The 16,120-nt window shown below is 69.5% G+C and carries 13 protein-coding genes; 4 read left to right on the top strand and 9 right to left on the bottom strand.

The window, feature by feature from the left end; all coding sequences use genetic code 11:
* Positions 1 to 23: 23 nt before the first annotated feature.
* The 4 genes from QMK34_RS33770 to rplM all read right to left on the bottom strand — a co-directional run bounded on the left by QMK34_RS33770 (position 24) and on the right by rplM (position 3,210).
* Positions 24 to 506: a hypothetical protein gene (locus tag QMK34_RS33770; protein WP_326418738.1), complete on the bottom strand. Its 483-nt coding sequence runs from the start codon at positions 504 to 506 to the stop codon at positions 24 to 26.
* Between the two features lie 155 nt (positions 507 to 661).
* Positions 662 to 1,996 (bottom strand): phosphoglucosamine mutase, encoded by a 1,335-nt coding sequence (glmM, locus tag QMK34_RS33765; RefSeq protein WP_326418737.1) that lies wholly within the window; start codon positions 1,994 to 1,996, stop codon positions 662 to 664.
* A gap of 246 nt (positions 1,997 to 2,242) precedes the next feature.
* Positions 2,243 to 2,743 (bottom strand): 30S ribosomal protein S9, encoded by a 501-nt coding sequence (rpsI, locus tag QMK34_RS33760; protein WP_326418736.1) that lies wholly within the window; start codon positions 2,741 to 2,743, stop codon positions 2,243 to 2,245.
* Between the two features lie 14 nt (positions 2,744 to 2,757).
* On the bottom strand, positions 2,758 to 3,210 hold the full coding sequence (gene rplM, locus QMK34_RS33755) for a 50S ribosomal protein L13 (protein ID WP_326418735.1): 453 nt from the start codon (positions 3,208 to 3,210) through the stop codon (positions 2,758 to 2,760).
* 272 nt (positions 3,211 to 3,482) lie between these two features.
* On the opposite strand from rplM, the gene QMK34_RS33750 reads away from it, so the two are divergent.
* The gene (locus QMK34_RS33750) at positions 3,483 to 4,367 is read left to right on the top strand and encodes a hypothetical protein (protein WP_326418734.1); all 885 of its coding nucleotides are present in this window, start codon (positions 3,483 to 3,485) and stop codon (positions 4,365 to 4,367) included.
* A 58-nt stretch (positions 4,368 to 4,425) separates the two neighbouring features.
* Positions 4,426 to 5,142 carry a DUF4333 domain-containing protein gene (locus tag QMK34_RS33745; protein WP_326418733.1) on the top strand — a complete coding sequence of 239 codons (717 nt, stop codon included), beginning with the start codon at positions 4,426 to 4,428 and terminating at the stop codon, positions 5,140 to 5,142.
* A gap of 100 nt (positions 5,143 to 5,242) precedes the next feature.
* On the opposite strand, the gene QMK34_RS33740 is transcribed toward QMK34_RS33745, so the two are convergent.
* The 5 genes from QMK34_RS33740 to eccCa form a co-directional block, all read right to left on the bottom strand.
* Positions 5,243 to 5,530 (bottom strand): WXG100 family type VII secretion target, encoded by a 288-nt coding sequence (locus QMK34_RS33740; protein ID WP_326418732.1) that lies wholly within the window; start codon positions 5,528 to 5,530, stop codon positions 5,243 to 5,245.
* 59 nt (positions 5,531 to 5,589) lie between these two features.
* Positions 5,590 to 5,910, bottom strand: coding sequence for a WXG100 family type VII secretion target (locus tag QMK34_RS33735; RefSeq protein WP_326418731.1), 321 nt, complete (start codon positions 5,908 to 5,910; stop codon positions 5,590 to 5,592).
* Positions 5,911 to 6,150: 240 nt separating this feature from the next.
* Positions 6,151 to 6,507: a hypothetical protein gene (locus QMK34_RS33730; protein ID WP_326418729.1), complete on the bottom strand. Its 357-nt coding sequence runs from the start codon at positions 6,505 to 6,507 to the stop codon at positions 6,151 to 6,153.
* 11 nt (positions 6,508 to 6,518) lie between these two features.
* Positions 6,519 to 8,480 (bottom strand): type VII secretion-associated protein, encoded by a 1,962-nt coding sequence (locus QMK34_RS33725; RefSeq protein WP_326418728.1) that lies wholly within the window; start codon positions 8,478 to 8,480, stop codon positions 6,519 to 6,521.
* A 55-nt stretch (positions 8,481 to 8,535) separates the two neighbouring features.
* On the bottom strand, positions 8,536 to 12,552 hold the full coding sequence (eccCa, locus tag QMK34_RS33720; RefSeq protein WP_326418727.1) for a type VII secretion protein EccCa: 4,017 nt from the start codon (positions 12,550 to 12,552) through the stop codon (positions 8,536 to 8,538).
* A gap of 428 nt (positions 12,553 to 12,980) precedes the next feature.
* On the opposite strand from eccCa, the gene eccD reads away from it, so the two are divergent.
* Positions 12,981 to 14,345, top strand: a complete 1,365-nt coding sequence (gene eccD / locus QMK34_RS33715; protein ID WP_326418760.1) for a type VII secretion integral membrane protein EccD — start codon at positions 12,981 to 12,983, stop codon at positions 14,343 to 14,345.
* Between the two features lie 31 nt (positions 14,346 to 14,376).
* On the top strand, positions 14,377 to 16,044 hold the full coding sequence (locus QMK34_RS33710; protein WP_326418726.1) for a S8 family serine peptidase: 1,668 nt from the start codon (positions 14,377 to 14,379) through the stop codon (positions 16,042 to 16,044).
* Positions 16,045 to 16,120 lie beyond the last annotated feature (76 nt).

Here is a 16,120-nt window from a genome sequence, read left to right as displayed (position 1 = left end):
TCCCCTCGCGCGCGGGAGCAACTTCAGTCGGCGTTTACCCAGTTCGTGCTCGAAAAATCATCATCCTCGTCGACCCGCTCGGCCCGGTGACGGGCTTTCACCGGTGGTGGCGGTGCCGGCGGTGTCACGGCGGGCGGAAGCACGGGATCGGGCGCCACGAACGGGGGCGTCCCCGGTGCGGGCAGCCTGCCAGTGGGCGCATCGTCCTCGAACTGGAATATGGCGCCGTCCTTGGCTTTCTCGGCCGCCAGCCGGGCGGCCTGCTCTGCCTGCTGTGACGTCGCCGGGTCGGCCGCGGTTCCCACCGACTTCTTGAACTCGGCGATTTCGGCGAGCGTCTTCTCGTCCTTGGCCCGGTTTTCCTCGGCCATCTTCGCGAACGCGGCCTGCCGCTGCTCGTCGTCGGAAAGAGTGCGTTCGCGGTCGGCCCGGTACTGCGCGCTCGCCTCTTCCATCGCGGCAAGGCTACGGGCGAACAGTGGGTTTACGCCGTCTTGCGCGAACATCGATCTCCCCCGTCATGTCGGACCTCACGGTGCGGGCAGCGACGGTGAGTGTCGCGCAAAACAGCCGCACACGCATGCGGAATGTACCGGGCGAGTGACTGGTCGCGCAGGTGGTTCATCAGATTCGGTGCTGCCGCGGCCGCCCGGCCAGACAGTCAGGAAGCGGCGGAGACGACTCCGGCGAGACGGTCGGCCGCGGCCTGGGCGGTGTCCTGGGCGGGGGCCTCGACCATCACCCGGACGAGTTGCTCGGTGCCGGACGGACGTAACAGGACACGGCCCCGTTCGCCCAGCTCGGCCTCGACGGCGCCCACGGCGTCGCGGACGGCGGACGAGCCTGCGACAGCGGCCTTGTCCGCCACACGGACGTTGACGAGGACCTGCGGGAGGCGGTTCATCACTCCGGCGAGTTCGACGAGGGGTTTGCCGGTGGCCGCCATGCGGCTCATCAGGCGCAGCGCGGTGAGAAGGCCGTCGCCGGTGGTCGCGTAGGCGGGCAGCAGGATGTGGCCGGACTGCTCACCGCCAAGCGCGAGACCGCTCGCGCGGATCTTTTCGAGCACGTAGCGGTCACCGACCGCGGTGGTGACGACGTTGATGCCGTGGGCGCGCATGGCCAGGTGCAGGCCGAGGTTGCTCATGACGGTGGCGACGAGGGTGTCGTCGGTCAGCTCGCCGGCGTCGGCGAGCGCGAGCGCGAGGACAGCCATGATCTGGTCGCCGTCGATCAGCTCGCCCGCCGCGTCGACCGCGACGCAGCGGTCGGCGTCGCCGTCGTGGGCGATCCCCAGGTCGGCGCCGTGCTTGACGACGGCCTCGCAGAGGAGCTCCGGGTGATTGGAGCCACAGTGCTCGTTGATGTTGACGCCGTCGGGGTCGGCGTGGATCGCGATGACCTCGGCGCCCGCGCGGCGGTAGACCTCGGGCGCGGCGGCCGACGACGCGCCGTTGGCGCAGTCGACGACGATTTTGAGGCCGGTCAGCGGGTTCGGGGTGGCGGCGAGCAGGTGCTCGACGTAGCGCTCGACGGCGTCCGGGACGTCCGACACGCGGCCGACGCCGGAGCCGGTCGGGCGGATCGCAGGCGCGGGGAGGCCTGCTTCGATCTCGTCCTCGATGCCGTCGGGCAGCTTGTGCCCACCGGCCGCGAACAGCTTGATGCCGTTGTCGGGCATCGGGTTGTGCGAGGCGGAGATCATCACGCCGAGATCCGCGTCGAGCGCGCCGACCAGGTAGGCGACGGCCGGGGTGGGCAGCACGCCGAGGCGGAGCACGTCGGCGCCGGCCGAGGCGAGCCCGGCGACCACGGCGGCCTCGAGCATCTCGCCGCTGGCGCGCGGGTCGCGGCCGACCACGGCGACGGGCCGGTGGGAGCGGTCGTGGGCGGCGAGCACGCGGGCCGCGCTGGCCGCGAGGGACAGGGCGAGCTCCGGGGTCAGCTCGGCGTTCGCGAGGCCACGGACCCCGTCGGTACCGAATAGACGAGCCATCTGTCGACCTCCTTGTACGACCACCACGACAACCTAGCGACCACCCTCGCCACCTCGCCCCCGGGGACGTTTAGCCCGCTAAACGCACTCGCGCGAGCACGGTTAGCCCGCTAAACGGAAACGCCGGAGGCGCAGGGGGCAGGTGGGGACGATGGGAAAGTGACTGGAGCGCACCTTGGAAAGCACGGAAGCGCCCACCCGATGGACGGATGAGCGCTTCCGTGGTTGCTCCAGCCGGCGCGAAAATCAGCGCTTGCTGTACTGCGGAGCCTTACGGGCCTTCTTGAGGCCGTACTTCTTGCGCTCGACGGCACGCGCGTCGCGCTTGAGGAAGCCGGCCTTCTTCAGCACCGGGCGGTCGTCACCGTCGACCTCGACGAGCGCGCGAGCGATCGCGAGGCGCAGCGCGCCGGCCTGGCCGGAGATGCCACCGCCGTGGAGGCGGGCGAAGATGTCGAACGAGTCCGGCTTCTCGACGGTGACCAGGGGCTCACGGATGAGCTGCTGGTGGACCTTGTTCGGGAAGTAGTCCTCGAGCGTACGGCCGTTGAGCTTGAACTCACCGGTGCCGGGAACGACGCGCACCCGGACGACGGCCTCTTTACGACGGCCGACGGTCACGGCGTTGCCGCCAGCGGCGCGCGACGGACGCGGGGCCGCTGCCGTCTCGCTGGTCGCGACAGCCTCGGCGACCGCGGGGGTCTCCGTCGTCGCGACCACGGGGGCCTCGGTCTCGGGGGTGGTCACAGACTGTTCCTCACTCACTGCGCGACCTGCGCAACCTTGATGATCTCGTGCGCTTGCGGCTGCTGTGCGGCGTGCGGGTGCGCAGGGCCTGCGTAGACCTTGAGCTTCTTTCCCTGTGCACGGCCGAGCTTGTTCTTCGGCAGCATGCCCTTGACGACCTTCTCGAGCAGGTGCTCGGGCTTGGTGTCCAGGAGCTCGCCGAAGGAGCGCTTCCGCAGTCCGCCGGGGTAACCGCTGTGGCGGTACGCGAACTTCTGCTCGCGCTTGTTACCGGTGAGCGCGACCTTCTCGGCGTTGACGATGATGACGAAGTCACCGGTGTCCACGTGCGGGGCGAAGGTCGGCTTGTGCTTGCCGCGCAGCAGCGTGGCGACCTCGGTCGCGAGCCGGCCGAGCACGACATCCTCGGCATCGATCACGTGCCAGGCACGAGTGACGTCGCCGGGCTTGGGGCTGTACGTGGGCAAGGGTCTACCTCGTCGTCAACATTGCGTGTGGTTTCTGTGCGGGCCTAGCGCTTACGCGCCGCAGCGCACAACGACATATGAAGATACCCCCACGCCCGATAGAGGTCTGCGGCGGGGGTCGGTCCGATCTCCCATATTAGGGTCCCGAACCGTCGGGCGCACCCGGACTCTACCGTCCGGTCCTCCGGAAGCACCCACACCGCCCCCCTTGAAGGGGAAGGATGAGACGATCCGGGCGCGCGGACCGGGCAGACTCGATCAGGGGAACGGCGATGAAACGACGGCCAACGACCATCTTGTGCTGGGCGGGAGCGGTGCTGGCGCTGGCCACGGCCTGCGGCCAGGCGCGGGCAGGCACTGCCGTCCCGAGGGGCGACGAAGCCACCGCGTACGTCGGCGCCAAGTTCGAGAACACCATGAACAAGATGAAGGACACCGTCGGCGACCAGCGGAACGTCACCACCTCGCTCGACGCCTACTTCAGGTTCGACGACAAGTGGGTGCACAACCTGATCACCGCGGCGCGCACCGGCGACCCGGAGAGCCGGGTGTCCCGCAACCACTCGCAGAAGAACCCCGACGAAGCGCTCGACTCCTTCACGCCGGGCGAGGGCACCGTCGAGTACATGTACCTGGGTCCGGCCTACAAGAGCCTCGCGCCGACGCCGTGGGTGTCGATGCCGAAGCCCGAGACCGGGATGCTCAACAAGTGCAACTGGGCCGGGATCCAGGTCGCCTGCAAGATGGGCGACGCGGTGGCGGTGTCGTACAACAAGGACAAAAAGACGGTCAAGGGCGCGAAGAGCCTGCCGGACGGCAAGACCGAGCTCACCGCGGACGTGACCTTCGACTCGTTCGTCTCGAACCGGGTCGAGGTCCTGCCGGAGTCGATCACGAGCAAGATCAAGGACGAGCTGCACAAGGCCGTCGTCCCGACCAAGGTCACGGTGAACGCGGACGGCACGCTCGACCAGATCGTGATGGACGCCAAGTTCGAGGGCGACGGGCACAAGGTCGAGCTGCGCTACACCTTCGCGTTCACCGGCAAGGCGAGCACGCAGGACCTCCCGAAGACACCGGACGCCGCCCAGGTGACGGTCCTGCCGGACAAGGCGGCGCGGGACGACTTCTACCGGCGCCTCGGCGACCTGCAGTGAACCGGCCCCGCACGCCCCGACCGACCGGCACGGCGACGAACACTCGAGGTGACTTCCGATGAGCCAGCCGCCCAACCCGCCACAGCCGCCGTGGTGGCAGCCACCGGCGGGCCCCGGCGTTCCCCAGACCGGATGGACGCCGGAGCAGCAGGCCCCGACAGGACCTCATACAGGCCAGTGGCAGCAGAGCCCGGAGCAGGCGGGCGCCATGGGCTCCTACACCGGCCAGTGGCAGCAACCAGGGGTCACCGGGTCGTTCTCGGGCCCGTGGCAGCAGCAACCCGGCCAGCCGCCCGCGCCGGGCGCTCCCGGGCAGTGGCAGCAACCGCAGGCCCCCGGCCAGTGGCAGCCCCAGCAAGCAGCACCGGAGACCCCGCCGCGGGGACAGTTCGGCGGCGGGTTCCAGCCTTCGCAGTACGGCGGGCTCGGCGCGTTCACGCCCGAACCCGGGCCGAAGAGGGAGCGCTCGAAGAAACCGTTGATCTTCGGCGGGATCGGGGTGCTCGTGGTGGTCGCCGGCGGCGTGGGCGCTTGGCTCCTCGGCGCCTTCTCCGGCGACGTTCTCGACCAGAAATCCGTTCAGGACGGCGTCACCCACGTGCTGAACGAAAACTACGGCGAGCCCGATGTACGGAACGCGGCCTGCCCGGCAGGGGAAAGCATTGAAAACGGGACCAGCTTCGACTGCACGGTGCAGATCGGTGGACAGTCGAAGAAGGTGACCGTGCGAGTGCTGAATGATCAGGCGCAATTCGAGGTCGGCGCCCCGCACTGAGCGCCGCGCGCGCTCAGTGGCCACGGAAAGACTTTCCGTACAAACGAAAACGGTGGGCCCGGCACCGAAGTGCCGGCCCACCGTGATTCGCCGGAACGACTCAGAAGAGGTCCTGGACGCCCTTGTCGGTGCTCTGGTAACCATCCGCGACCTGGGGCAGCGCGATGGCGATCTTCGCCAGAACCTGCTTGAGGTCTTCGAACTTCTGGTCCCACTGCGTCTGCGCGTGGAGGTACTGGGTCTTCGCGTCGCCGGTCCAGTCGTGGGTCAGCGGGTTCAGGTCCTGCTTGAGCTGGTCGAACTGGCCCTGCAGCTGCTTGGTGGTGTCTTCGCAGTCCTGCGCGGCGCGGTGGATGGTGGCGTAATCAACCTTCATGCCCTCAGGCATTTTACCCTCCCAGGTATGAGAAAAAGTCTTGTGTGGAGCGGATCAGAGCGAGAAAAGAATCAGCCGAGCCGGTGGAAGCCGGCGTTCAGCGAGTGCATGATCTCCTGCTGCTCGGCCTCAGTACGGGCGTACTTCGAGCCGGCATCCTGAAGCAGGTCGCCGATACGCTGCAGCGCCTGGTTCAGGCCGCGCGCGTCCTCGTCGAACTTCGTCATGATGTTGTTGAAGGCCGTGGCCGCCTCGCCACCCCAACCCGCTGCGGTGGCTTCGATGTTGTCGCGAAGCGTGTTCAGGTTCTGGTCCATGGAAACCCGAACCTCGGTAACGTGCTTCTCCGAAGCGGTGAACTGCTCCGGTGTTCCCTGAAAACCGCCAGACATGGGACTTGCCCCCTTCGTAAGTGGTGCCCGTACAAGCTTGTGTTTGTTTCGTACGGGCCTACGACGAAGACCCTGCCATGTCTGGTTCCGCCTTGTCGCGATTTGCTCGCAAGTAGTTGCTTGCGTGAACGCGGTTCCCGGGAACCGCCCGCCGGCCGCTCGGCGCTTTCTGCTGAACAGGGTGAAAAAAGCCGGTTTCACCTGCGGATTTAGCAACAGCAAACAGCCTGGACGACGTAGTCAGTCGCCGCGGCGCATGATTCGCGACTGCGAAAAGTCCTCCTCGTCATCACCCGATCGGGCGGGTGACGCGGCGGGCTTCTGGCTTGGGGGAACCGATTCCGGACGCGGCGGCGGAGTGGGAACCGGATACCCGTTCGCCGCACGGAACCGTTTCGCGGCGCTCCGCACGGCGCCCGAACCGGGTTCGGCGGCGGCCGACTTGATCCGGCCGAACTGCTTGATCAGTTCGGCGTTCTCTCCGCGCTGCTTCTGGTTGCGCGCCCGCGCCTCGCCGGCGACCCGGCGGGCGTGGGTGACGGCGTCCTGCCCGGTGCGGGTGAACGCGGCGGCGGCGGTCTCCGGCTCGGGTGGCATCGGCCTCCCTCTCAGTTGACGACCGCGAGCGTGCGGACGACCTGTTCACAGGCGGCGCTCACCCGCGGCTGGAACCGCGGGTCGCCGTACTGGCAGCCGACGTGGACCCGGATGCGGCCCTGGGCGTGGACGTACCAGTCGACCTTCGCCGTCGGCTTGGCTTCCTGGTAGTAGATGACGTTCTTGCCGCTGTACGCAAGCGCCGGGTTGAACCCCGAGTAGACCGAGGGCTGCGCGGCCGCCTCGCCCCGCAGGTTGTCGATCAGCTTCTGGGGGTCGGCGGTGGCGTCGTAGTCCATGGCGTATTCCTGGACGACGACCAGGTCGTCGCCGGCGGGGACCTCGCCGGGGTGGATCACGACCTGGCGTTTGGCGACCCTGTCGTCAGTCTGCACCCAGTCCGCCGGGGCGTCGAAACGGTAGTCGTACTGGGCGTAGGAGCGGCCGGGCTGCGGGTTGTCACCCTTGTTGAGCGCGAAGATCAGGCCCGCGGCGACCACCGCCACCAAGGCCAGCGCACCACCGACGAGCCAGGGCAGCTTGCCCCGGCCTCGGCGCGCGGGCTCCTTCGACTCGGGCGGCTGCCACTGCGGCTGCCGCATCGTCGCCTGCTGCCCCTGCGGGTGCCCCTGGTGCTGCGGCGGCCGCTGCGGCGCCACCGCGGCCTGACCTCGGGGTGGCGCCGGGCGACTTACAGTTAGCCCGCTAAACGCATTCGCCGGAGGCGGGGGCGGCGGGGTGAAGGAGGAGCGGACGACTTCCGTGCGCTGCTCCGCCGGGGAGGGCTGACCGGACGCGCCGAGTCTGGCGACGGACGAGCCCGGGAGCGAGCCGGTGCGGTCGGAGTCGACGAGCACCGCGCGCAACGCGCCCCGCGCGACCACGGTCTCCGGCTGGTCCAGGGTCGTCGGCACCACGCCGGTCCGCTCGTGCACCAGCCGGGACACCATCGGGATCCGGCTGGACCCGCCGACCAGGAAGATCGCGGTCAGTTGCTTGGCCCGCAGCCCGGCCTCGGCGATCGCGGCGCTGGTCAGCTCGACGGCCCGCCCCAGCGGGGCCGCGATGAGCCGTTCGAGGTCCTCTCGCGTCACGTGCGCGTCCGCGAACGGCGGCGGCATCGGGACATCGGTGTACGCGTGCCGGGACAACGTCTCCTTCGCGCCCCGGACGTCCTGCCGCAGCACCCGGCGACGCCGCCTGTCGGTCAGCGCGCGGCCCTCGACCAGCTGGAGCCATGCGTCCGGATCCACGGACGAAACGAGCGAGCCCACGTGCTCCAGCAGCACCTGGTCCACGTCCGCGCCGCCGAAACTCGGGTCGCCCCTCGTCGCCAGCACCTGGAACCCGCCGCGCTGGGGCCGTCCCGCTCCCGTGGTGGGAAGCCGCTGGACGACGCTGACGTCGACGGTGCCGCCGCCCAGGTCCAGCACGGCCAGCGCGTCCCCTGGGCGTCCGCTGAATTCGACCGTGCGCTCGAAGTTCAGCTCGGCCGGGGCGAAGGTCGCCGCGTGGTACACCGCCGCCGCGACCGGCTCCGGCACGAGCGCGACCTCGCGCGCGAGCCGCCCCGCCGCCTGGCGGAGCAGCCGAGTGCGGATGGCGCCCCAGTCCGCGGGGTGGGTCAGCACGAGGAGGTCGACCTCGGCGTCCCCGGCGAGCCGCCGGGCCTCGGTCACCGCGCGCAGCAGCACGGCGTGCACCACGTCGGTGACCCGCAGCACGGTGTCACCCAGCAGCAGGTCACCCTCGTCGATCCGCCGCTTCGGGTTCGGCTCGTACCGCGACGGGTCCACCGCCGCCTGCCGCTCGGCCTCCTGGCCGACGAACAGCGTCCCGTCGGCGGCCGCGTACACCGCCGACGACATCAGCGGCTGCCCGTCGACCACCACGACCTGCGGCTCACGGCCGTTGATCGAAGCGACGACGCAGGTGCTTGATGTCCCGAAGTCCACCGCAACCCGCAACGTCACCAGCAACCCCCGCAGATCCTCGTCTTCATGTCTCGCTCATCCGGGCCCGCGGGCCTCACTCCGGCTGGATCCACGAGGCCTGCATGAGCTGCTTGCCGTACTTCCGGGTGACGAGTGTGCCCCGGCCCGGCGGCATGGTGCTCGCCCGGACGTTGCCGACCAGCGTGCCTTCGTCGCGTGAGCCGTTCATGACCAGGCCGGGCGCCGCGATCTCCTTGAGCTTGCCGAGGATCGGGTCGTACATGGCCTTGCTCGCACCACCGGTACGCCGCACCACGATGAGGTGCAGCCCGACGTCCTTGGCCTGCGCCAGGAACTCCGACAGCGGCTTGAGCGGGTTGCTGGCCGAAGTCGCCACCAGGTCGTAGTCGTCGACGATGACGAACAGGTCCGGCCCCGTCCACCAGGACCGGGTCCGCAGCTCCTGCTGGGTGACGTCCGGGCCGGGCAGGCGCCGGGTCATCGAGCCGTAGACGTCGGTGACCATGCTCTCCAGCTGTTTGGCGGAGACCGCGTAGCCGAGCAGCTGATCGTCGTCGGGGGCGAAGAACCCGAGCATCGTGCGCCGGTAGTCGACGAGGATGATCACGGCCTCTTCCGAGGTGAACCGCTGCGAGATGCCGCGGGTGATCTGGCGCAGCAGGTTCGTCTTGCCCGACTCGCCGTCCGCGAACGCGTAGAAGTGCGGGTCGGCGTTGAAGTCGAGGTAGATCGGGGCGAGGTCGTCCTCGTTGACCCCGATCGGGACCAGCTTCGTGTTGGGCTGGGTGTCCAGTTTGAGCATGTCCTCGTGGCTGATCATCTCCGGCAGCAGGCGGACCTGCGGCGCCACCCGGCCACGCCAGGCACTCTTGATCTTGGCGACCGCGTCGGCCACGCCCGCGGCGAGGTCGTTGGCGTCGCTCGACCCGTCGATCCGGGGCAGCCCGGTCAGCAGGTGGAGCTTGTCCCTGGTCAGGCCCCGCCCTGGACGGCCGACCGGGACGTTCACCGCGACCCGGCGGTCGATGTCGGACTCGCTGGTGTCACCGAGGCGCAGCTCGAACCGGGTGCCGATCATGTCCTTGATCGCCGGGCGGAGGTCCGCCCAGCGGTTCGCGGCGATGAACACGTGCACGCCGTACGACAGCCCCTGGGTGGCGAGCCGGGTGATCGCGGCTTCGAGCTCCTCGAAGTCCTCCCGCAGCGCCTTCCAGCCGTCGATGATGAGGAACGCGTCGCCGAAGGGGTCCTGCTCGGGCTTGATCTCGCCGCGGCGTTTCCGGTTGCGGAACTCGTTCATCGAGTCGATGCCCAGCTGCCCGAACCGACCTTCGCGCTCGGTCAGCAGGGTGGTCAGCTCGGCGACGATCCGGCGAGCCTTGTCCGGCTCGCGCCGCGCGACCGCGACACCGCCGACGTGCGGCAGCTCCGACAGCGCGGCGAGCGTGCCGCCACCGAGGTCAAGACAGTAGAACTGGGCCTCTTCCGGGGTGTGGGTCAGCGCCATCGACATGATCAGCGTCCGGAGCATGGTCGACTTGCCCGACTGCGGGCCGCCGACCAGCACGCCGTGCCCGGCGGCACCGGAGAAGTCGGCCCAGAGCAGGTCGCGGCGCTGCTCGTACGGCCGGTCGACGATGCCCATCGGCACCTGGAGCCTGCCGTTGCCGAAGAACCCGACCGGGGACAGGCCCCGGTCGTCGGTCGGGTTGAGGTTCGGGAGCAGGGTGTCGAGCGAGTTCGGCTCGTTCAACGGCGGCAGCCAGACTTCGTGGGCGGGCGGGCCCTGGCCGACGAGCCTGCCGACGATGACGTCGAGCTCACTGGGCTCTACGGCCTCCTCGGGCTGGCGCTCCTCCTGGACCGGCGCCACCGCTTCGATCTGCGGCTCCGGCTCCTTGGGCAGCTCGATGAAGTCCGGCACGAACAGCTGGGGGCGCTTGTCCGCGCGCACCACCGCGGCGGCGGGACCGGCGGCCTTGATCCCGGCGGGCCGGTAGGCGCCCGAGACGTAGGACGCCTTGAAGCGCACCATCGTCGAGGTGTCGAACTTGAGGTAGCCCGAACCCGGGATCGACGGCAGCTCGAACGCGTCGGGCACGCCGATCGCCGCGCGGGATTCGGCCGCGGAGAACGTCTTCAGGCCGATCCGGTAGGACAGGTGCGAGTCGAGCCCGCGCAGCTTGCCCTCTTCCAGCCGCTGCGAGGCGAGCAGCATGTGCATCTGCAGCGACCGGCCCAGCCGGCCGATGGCGACGAACAGGTCGATGAAGTCCGGCTTCGCGGCGAGCAGTTCGGAGAACTCGTCGACCACGATGAACAGCGCGGGCAGCGGGTCGAGGTCGGCGCCGTTCTCACGGGCTTTCTCGTATTCCCAGACGTTCTTGAAGTTACCGCCGTTCTTGAGCGCTTCCTGGCGGCGGTTCATCTCGCCCGCCAGCGCGTCTTTCATGCGGTCGACCAGCGTGACCTCGTCCGCGAGGTTGGTGATCGTCGCCGAGACGTGCGGCGCGGAGTCCAGCCCGAGGAAGGTCGCGCCGCCCTTGAAGTCGACGAGGACGAAGTTGAGCGTCGTCGACGAGTGCGTCGCGAGCATGCCGAGCACCAGCGTGCGGAGGAACTCCGACTTACCGGAACCGGTCGCGCCGATGCACAGGCCGTGCGGGCCCATGCCCTCCATCGCGGCTTCCTTGATGTCCAGCTCGACCTGCTGGCCGTATTCGCCGACGCCGAACGGCACGCGGTAACGGTCGCGGACCGGGCGCGGGCGCCAGGCCTGCTGCACGTCGAAGGTCATCGGGTCGCCGGGGATCCCCAGCAGTTCCAGGAGTGTCGGGTTGGACAGCAGCGGCTCGTCCTCGTGGGCCTCCGCCGCGGCCGTGCCGACGCGGTACGGCGCGATGAGCCGGGCGAGCGCCTCGGCCTCGACGACGCTGAGCTTGTCCGGGCGGCCGAACCACTCGACGCCGCCGGCGCTGCGGGCGCCGAGGCGGTCCTCCTCGACGACCAGCCGCAGGCCACGGCGGGCGGCGAGGTTGCCGATGGAGTCCGAAAGGTCGATCAGCGTGACGCCGACCAGGCCCTCCTCCAGGATGATCTGCTCCTCGCGGGTGACCTCGGCGTCGTCGACGATGATGACGACGTGCGGCTGGTCCGGCGCGGGCGTGGCGTTGCGGGAGAACCGCTGGCGGTCGCGCAGCTCCTCGTCGAGCCACTGCTCGATCTGGGCGAGCGAGCCCGCCATCATGCGCAGCTGGCCGATGCCGTCGGCGAGGGTGGGGTGCTGCGCGTGCGGCAGCCACTTCACCCACTCCCACTCCTCCTTCGCGCGGCCCGCTGTCGCGACGGCGATGAGCACGTCGTCGGGACTGTGGAAGGTGACGAGCTGGGTGAGCAGCGCGCGGGTCAGGCCGCGGGTGAGCGTCCGGTCCCCCTGCATGCTGACCGCGGCGAACCCGCGCAGTGTGATCTGGGTGGGGAGATCGGGCACGATCGAGTGCGCGCGCACGAACCGGCGCAGCGCGAGGGTGGCGATCGGCTCCAGCTCGTCGACCGGGCCGGTCTGCGGCGGCACCAGCCGCGTCGCCAGCCGGTGCGAGCTGCGGCCGACGCGCAGGTGCAGGAAGTCCTGGTCGTTCTGGCGGCGCTCCCACATGCGGCGGCTCGCGGCGAGCGACCACAGCGTCTGCGGGTCGGGGTGTACCCATTCGAGTGCCGCGCGCTGGTCGACCATCGCCTCGCGGGCCCGGTCGCGCATCTGGCCGAGGTAGCGCAGGTAGTCCTTGCGGTCCTCGTCCATCTCGGCCTTCTTGGCCCCGCCGCCCTTGCCGCCACCGCCGGCCATCATGCCGACGGTGCCCATCACCATCATCCCGCCCATCATGAGCATCATCGGGTTCTTGCCACCCGCGGTGAACATGAAGACCATCATCCCGAGCGAGGCCACGATCATGACCACGGGAAGCAGCTTCATCACGATGCTGCCGGGGATCGTGCGCGGCACTTCGGGCGGCGGCTCGAGGTGCACCTCACCGCCGGGCGGGCGCGGCGCCGCCAGGCGTGGTGACTTCTTGAACTGCAGCGTGCTCATCGAAGGACCCCTCTTCACACTCGACGATGGCGGCCACCGTTTGATGTGGTGCTGTGCGCGTACTGGTGCGCGAGACAACCTATCGAACCTCGCAGGCGAAATCCGGCCAACGTCGAGAACAGCACTCGACCAGGCAGGACGCGGTTTCGACAGATCTGCTCTGCAGTGTAGGACCGACCACCGACAAGAGCGACAGAAGACCACCACCCGTCCCGCCTGCACGGCGAGCGCGTTTAGCGGGCTAACCGCGAACGCGGGTGCCCGGACGCGCCGCCTGCCCCCGCTCCGGTGCCGGACGGGTTACTTTGCCAGTCATTTTCCGATAGTCGATGATGTCGGCACCCGGGTTCGGTATAAGTTGCCCCGGGAGACGACTCTCAGGGCAGGGGGACACGCAGGTGGCAACGGGCACGACGGTATTCAGCAGGGTGACGGTGGTGGCGCCGCGCACTCGCATCGACGTGGCTTTGCCGGCTGACGTCGCGGTGGCGGACCTGTTGCCCATGCTGCTGGAAATGGCGAAGGAGGCGACGCCCGACGGCGGCGCCCGCCACGGCGGCTGGGCATTGGCGAAACTCGGCGATTCGCCGCTGGACCCGAGCCGGACGCTCGCGTCCCTCGGGGTGATCGACGGCGAGCTGCTGCAGCTGCGGCGCCGCAACGAGAACCCCCCGCCGCCGCTGTACGACGACGTGGTGGACGCGATCGCGGAGTCCTCGCCGGACAGCTTCAAGCCGTGGACGAAGGAGACAGCGCAGCGGTTCGGCCACGTGGCCGGCGGGCTGGCGCTCATCTTCGCGTCGATCGCGCTGTTCATGAGCGGCTCGCTCTACGGCGGCAACTCGATCGCCGCGGCCGTCGCCGGCGGGATCGGCGCCATCGCGTGCGTCGCGGTCGGCGCCACTCTCGCCAAGGCCTACCAGTCCGAGGCCACCGGGGTGCTGATCGCCGCGGCGGGCGGCCTGCCGCTGGCCTTCGTCAGCGGGTTCTACATCGTGCCCCAGCTGACCCTGCGGGCGAACCTGCTGCTCGGCAGCACCCTCGTCGTCATCGTCGCCGCGGTCTGCATCCTCGTCATCGGCGCGGGCATCACCACCTTCATCGCCGCGGCCACCGCGGCGGGCTTCGGCGCCGTGGCGTTCCTCTTCGCCACTTTCGTGGCCCACCCGGCGCCCGGGATCGCGGCGGGCACCGCCGCCGTCGCGCTCGGCTGCATCTCGATCCTGCCGCGCGCGACGATCTGGCTGGCGAAGCTGCCGCTGCCGCACGTCCCCGGCAGCGCGGAGGAGCTCAAGGAGGACTCGGGCTTCCCCGACTACCGGGCCATCGAGCAGCGGACCGCGGTGGCGCACAACTACATGACCGGCCTGATGATCGGCTGCGGTACCGCCACGGCGATCGCCTCGATCATCGCCGCGACCGCGCCGAGCGTGTTCGGCAAGATCCTGGGCGTGGTCGCCACGCTCGTGCTGCTCCTGCGGGCCCGCGCGTACGCCAACGGAAGCCAGGCCGTCGCGCTGCTCACCACCGGCATGGTCTCCGGCGCGGGCATCCTGCTCGGCTGGCTGTGGACGTCGAGCGCGCTGGACCGGGTCCTGTTCGTGTTCGGCGCGCTGATCATCGTCAGCGCCGGCGCGCTGGTGGTCGGCGTGATCTTCCCGAATCAGCGGTTCTCGCCGCCGCTGCGGCGCACGGTGGAGATCATCGAAGCCATCTGCATCGCGACGGTCCTCCCGCTCGCGCTCGGCGTCATGGATCTCTACGCGACGCTGCGCCACCTCAACCTCAAGTGACCCCGGCTCGCACGGATCGGATGATGTACTGATGGCCGCAGCGTGGAAGTCCAGGGGGACGCGCGTCCGCCACCTCGGCCGTACCGGACGGGCCACGACAGTCCTGCTCGCGGCCGGGATCGGGATGCTCTCGCCCGGTGCCGGGGTCCTGCCAGCCTGGGCCCAGCCGACCACGGTCGCGCCGGACGACGGCGGTTACTACGCCACCGCGCCACCGCTCGACGGCTTTCCGGTACCGGCCGACTCCGGCAAGCCGGATGAAACCTACGAGATGTCCAAGGGCTGTGTCAGTAGCGGCCTCGGCGAGCACATCGACATCAAGAGCCGGCCCTGGGGCCAGGAGTACCTGCAGATCGACAAGCTGCAGGAGATCGTCCGGGCGGCGACGGGGAGCGCCGGGAAGGGCATCAAGGTCGCGGTGATCGACACCGGGGTCCGGCAGCACCCGTACTTCCAGGACCGCGTCGAAAGCGGCGGCGACTACGTGGCGACCCCATCGAAGCTCCCGCCCGGCCTCGAGGATTGCGACGGCCACGGCACCGAGGTCGCCGGGATCATCGCCGCGAACCCCGACAAGGACAAAGGCATCGGGTTCAAGGGCGTCGCGCCGGACGCGACCATCCTGTCGATCCGGCAGTCCAGCCAGAACTACTCCAAGAAAGACCAGACCAGCACTCCGGCGGCGAGTTCGTCGAACGTCCCGACGTCGACCGGTGAGAGCCAGAAGCCGACTTCGGGTTCGGAGATCCCGCCGACCCAGAAGTCGACCGGCAGTGGCAGTGGCCAGTCCGATCTCGGCGGGACGCAGCCCGGCCAGACGAACGGTGGCAGGCAGCAGTCGCAGCCCGGTACCGCGGGGTCGCTGAACACGCTGTCCCAGGCCGTGGTCAGAGCGGCCAACGCCGGTGCGAGCGTCATCAACATGTCGGTGGACAGCTGCCGTCTGGCCGACGGCAAGATCAGTGATCCGGAACGTGCGCTGCAGGCCGCGATGCACTATGCGGTGGAGGTGAAGAACGTGGTCGTGGTCGCGGCCGCGGGCAACATCACCGACACCTGCAAGCAGAACGACCAGTTGAACCCGCAGCAGCCGAAGACGATCGTCACCCCGCCGTGGTTCTCCGACGACGTGCTGTCGGTCGGGGCGATCGACACTTCCGGCGGGGTCGCGAGCTTCAGCGTCAACGGGCCGTGGGTCAGCGTCGCCGCACCGGGCACCGAGATCACCTCGCTGGACCCGGCCCCCAATTCGACGGGGCTGGCGAACCTGACGATCGAGGGCGGCAACCAGCCAGGACAGATCCAGGGCACCAGCTTCGCCGCACCGTATGTCGCGGGCGTCGCGGCGCTCGTGCGTGCGAAGTATCCGGCGTTGAACGCCAGGGACGTGATGCAGCGGATCAAGAGCACCGCTCAGCACCCGGCGGCGCCGGGCGGGCGGGACAACTTCGTGGGTTACGGCGTGATCGACCCGATGGCGGCGCTGACCTCCAACGTGTCGAACGACGCCATGCCGTCGATCAAGCCGGTGCAGTCGATCGCGGACCTGCCGCCCGCGGACGGCCGCGACTGGACCCCGATCGTCGTGGCGCTCGCCGGCGCCGGTGGCGGCCTGGTCGCGCTCCTGATCACGGTGTTCGTGATGCACACGGCGCGGCGCAAGCAGTCCACCCCCAAACCCCCTAGCGCTCGCGTTTAGCGGGCTAAACGTCCCCACCCGGCCCCCGCCGAGTGCGTTTAGCGGGCTAAACGTGCTCGCGCGAGCACGTTTAGCC

It is taken from the genome of Amycolatopsis sp. H20-H5 (assembly GCF_035828755.1).
Classification (GTDB): Bacteria; Actinomycetota; Actinomycetes; order Mycobacteriales; family Pseudonocardiaceae; genus Amycolatopsis.
The sequence above is the reverse complement of the archived record's forward strand: the minus strand, read 5'-3'. Positions and strand labels throughout refer to the sequence as shown.

What these genes read in the sequence shown, in the direction of transcription:
- eccCa (WP_326418727.1), bottom strand. Translation starts at nt 12,552, where the DNA reads ATGAGCACGCTGCAGTTCAAGAAGTCACCACGCCTGGCGGCGCCGCGC.
- QMK34_RS33730 (WP_326418729.1), bottom strand. Translation starts at nt 6,507, where the DNA reads ATGCCACCCGAGCCGGAGACCGCCGCCGCCGCGTTCACCCGCACCGGG.
- QMK34_RS33740 (WP_326418732.1), bottom strand. Translation starts at nt 5,530, where the DNA reads ATGCCTGAGGGCATGAAGGTTGATTACGCCACCATCCACCGCGCCGCG.
- glmM (WP_326418737.1), bottom strand. Translation starts at nt 1,996, where the DNA reads ATGGCTCGTCTATTCGGTACCGACGGGGTCCGTGGCCTCGCGAACGCC.
- QMK34_RS33770 (WP_326418738.1), bottom strand. Translation starts at nt 506, where the DNA reads ATGTTCGCGCAAGACGGCGTAAACCCACTGTTCGCCCGTAGCCTTGCC.
- QMK34_RS33745 (WP_326418733.1), top strand. Translation starts at nt 4,426, where the DNA reads ATGAGCCAGCCGCCCAACCCGCCACAGCCGCCGTGGTGGCAGCCACCG.
- QMK34_RS33735 (WP_326418731.1), bottom strand. Translation starts at nt 5,910, where the DNA reads ATGTCTGGCGGTTTTCAGGGAACACCGGAGCAGTTCACCGCTTCGGAG.
- QMK34_RS33750 (WP_326418734.1), top strand. Translation starts at nt 3,483, where the DNA reads ATGAAACGACGGCCAACGACCATCTTGTGCTGGGCGGGAGCGGTGCTG.
- QMK34_RS33710 (WP_326418726.1), top strand. Translation starts at nt 14,377, where the DNA reads ATGGCCGCAGCGTGGAAGTCCAGGGGGACGCGCGTCCGCCACCTCGGC.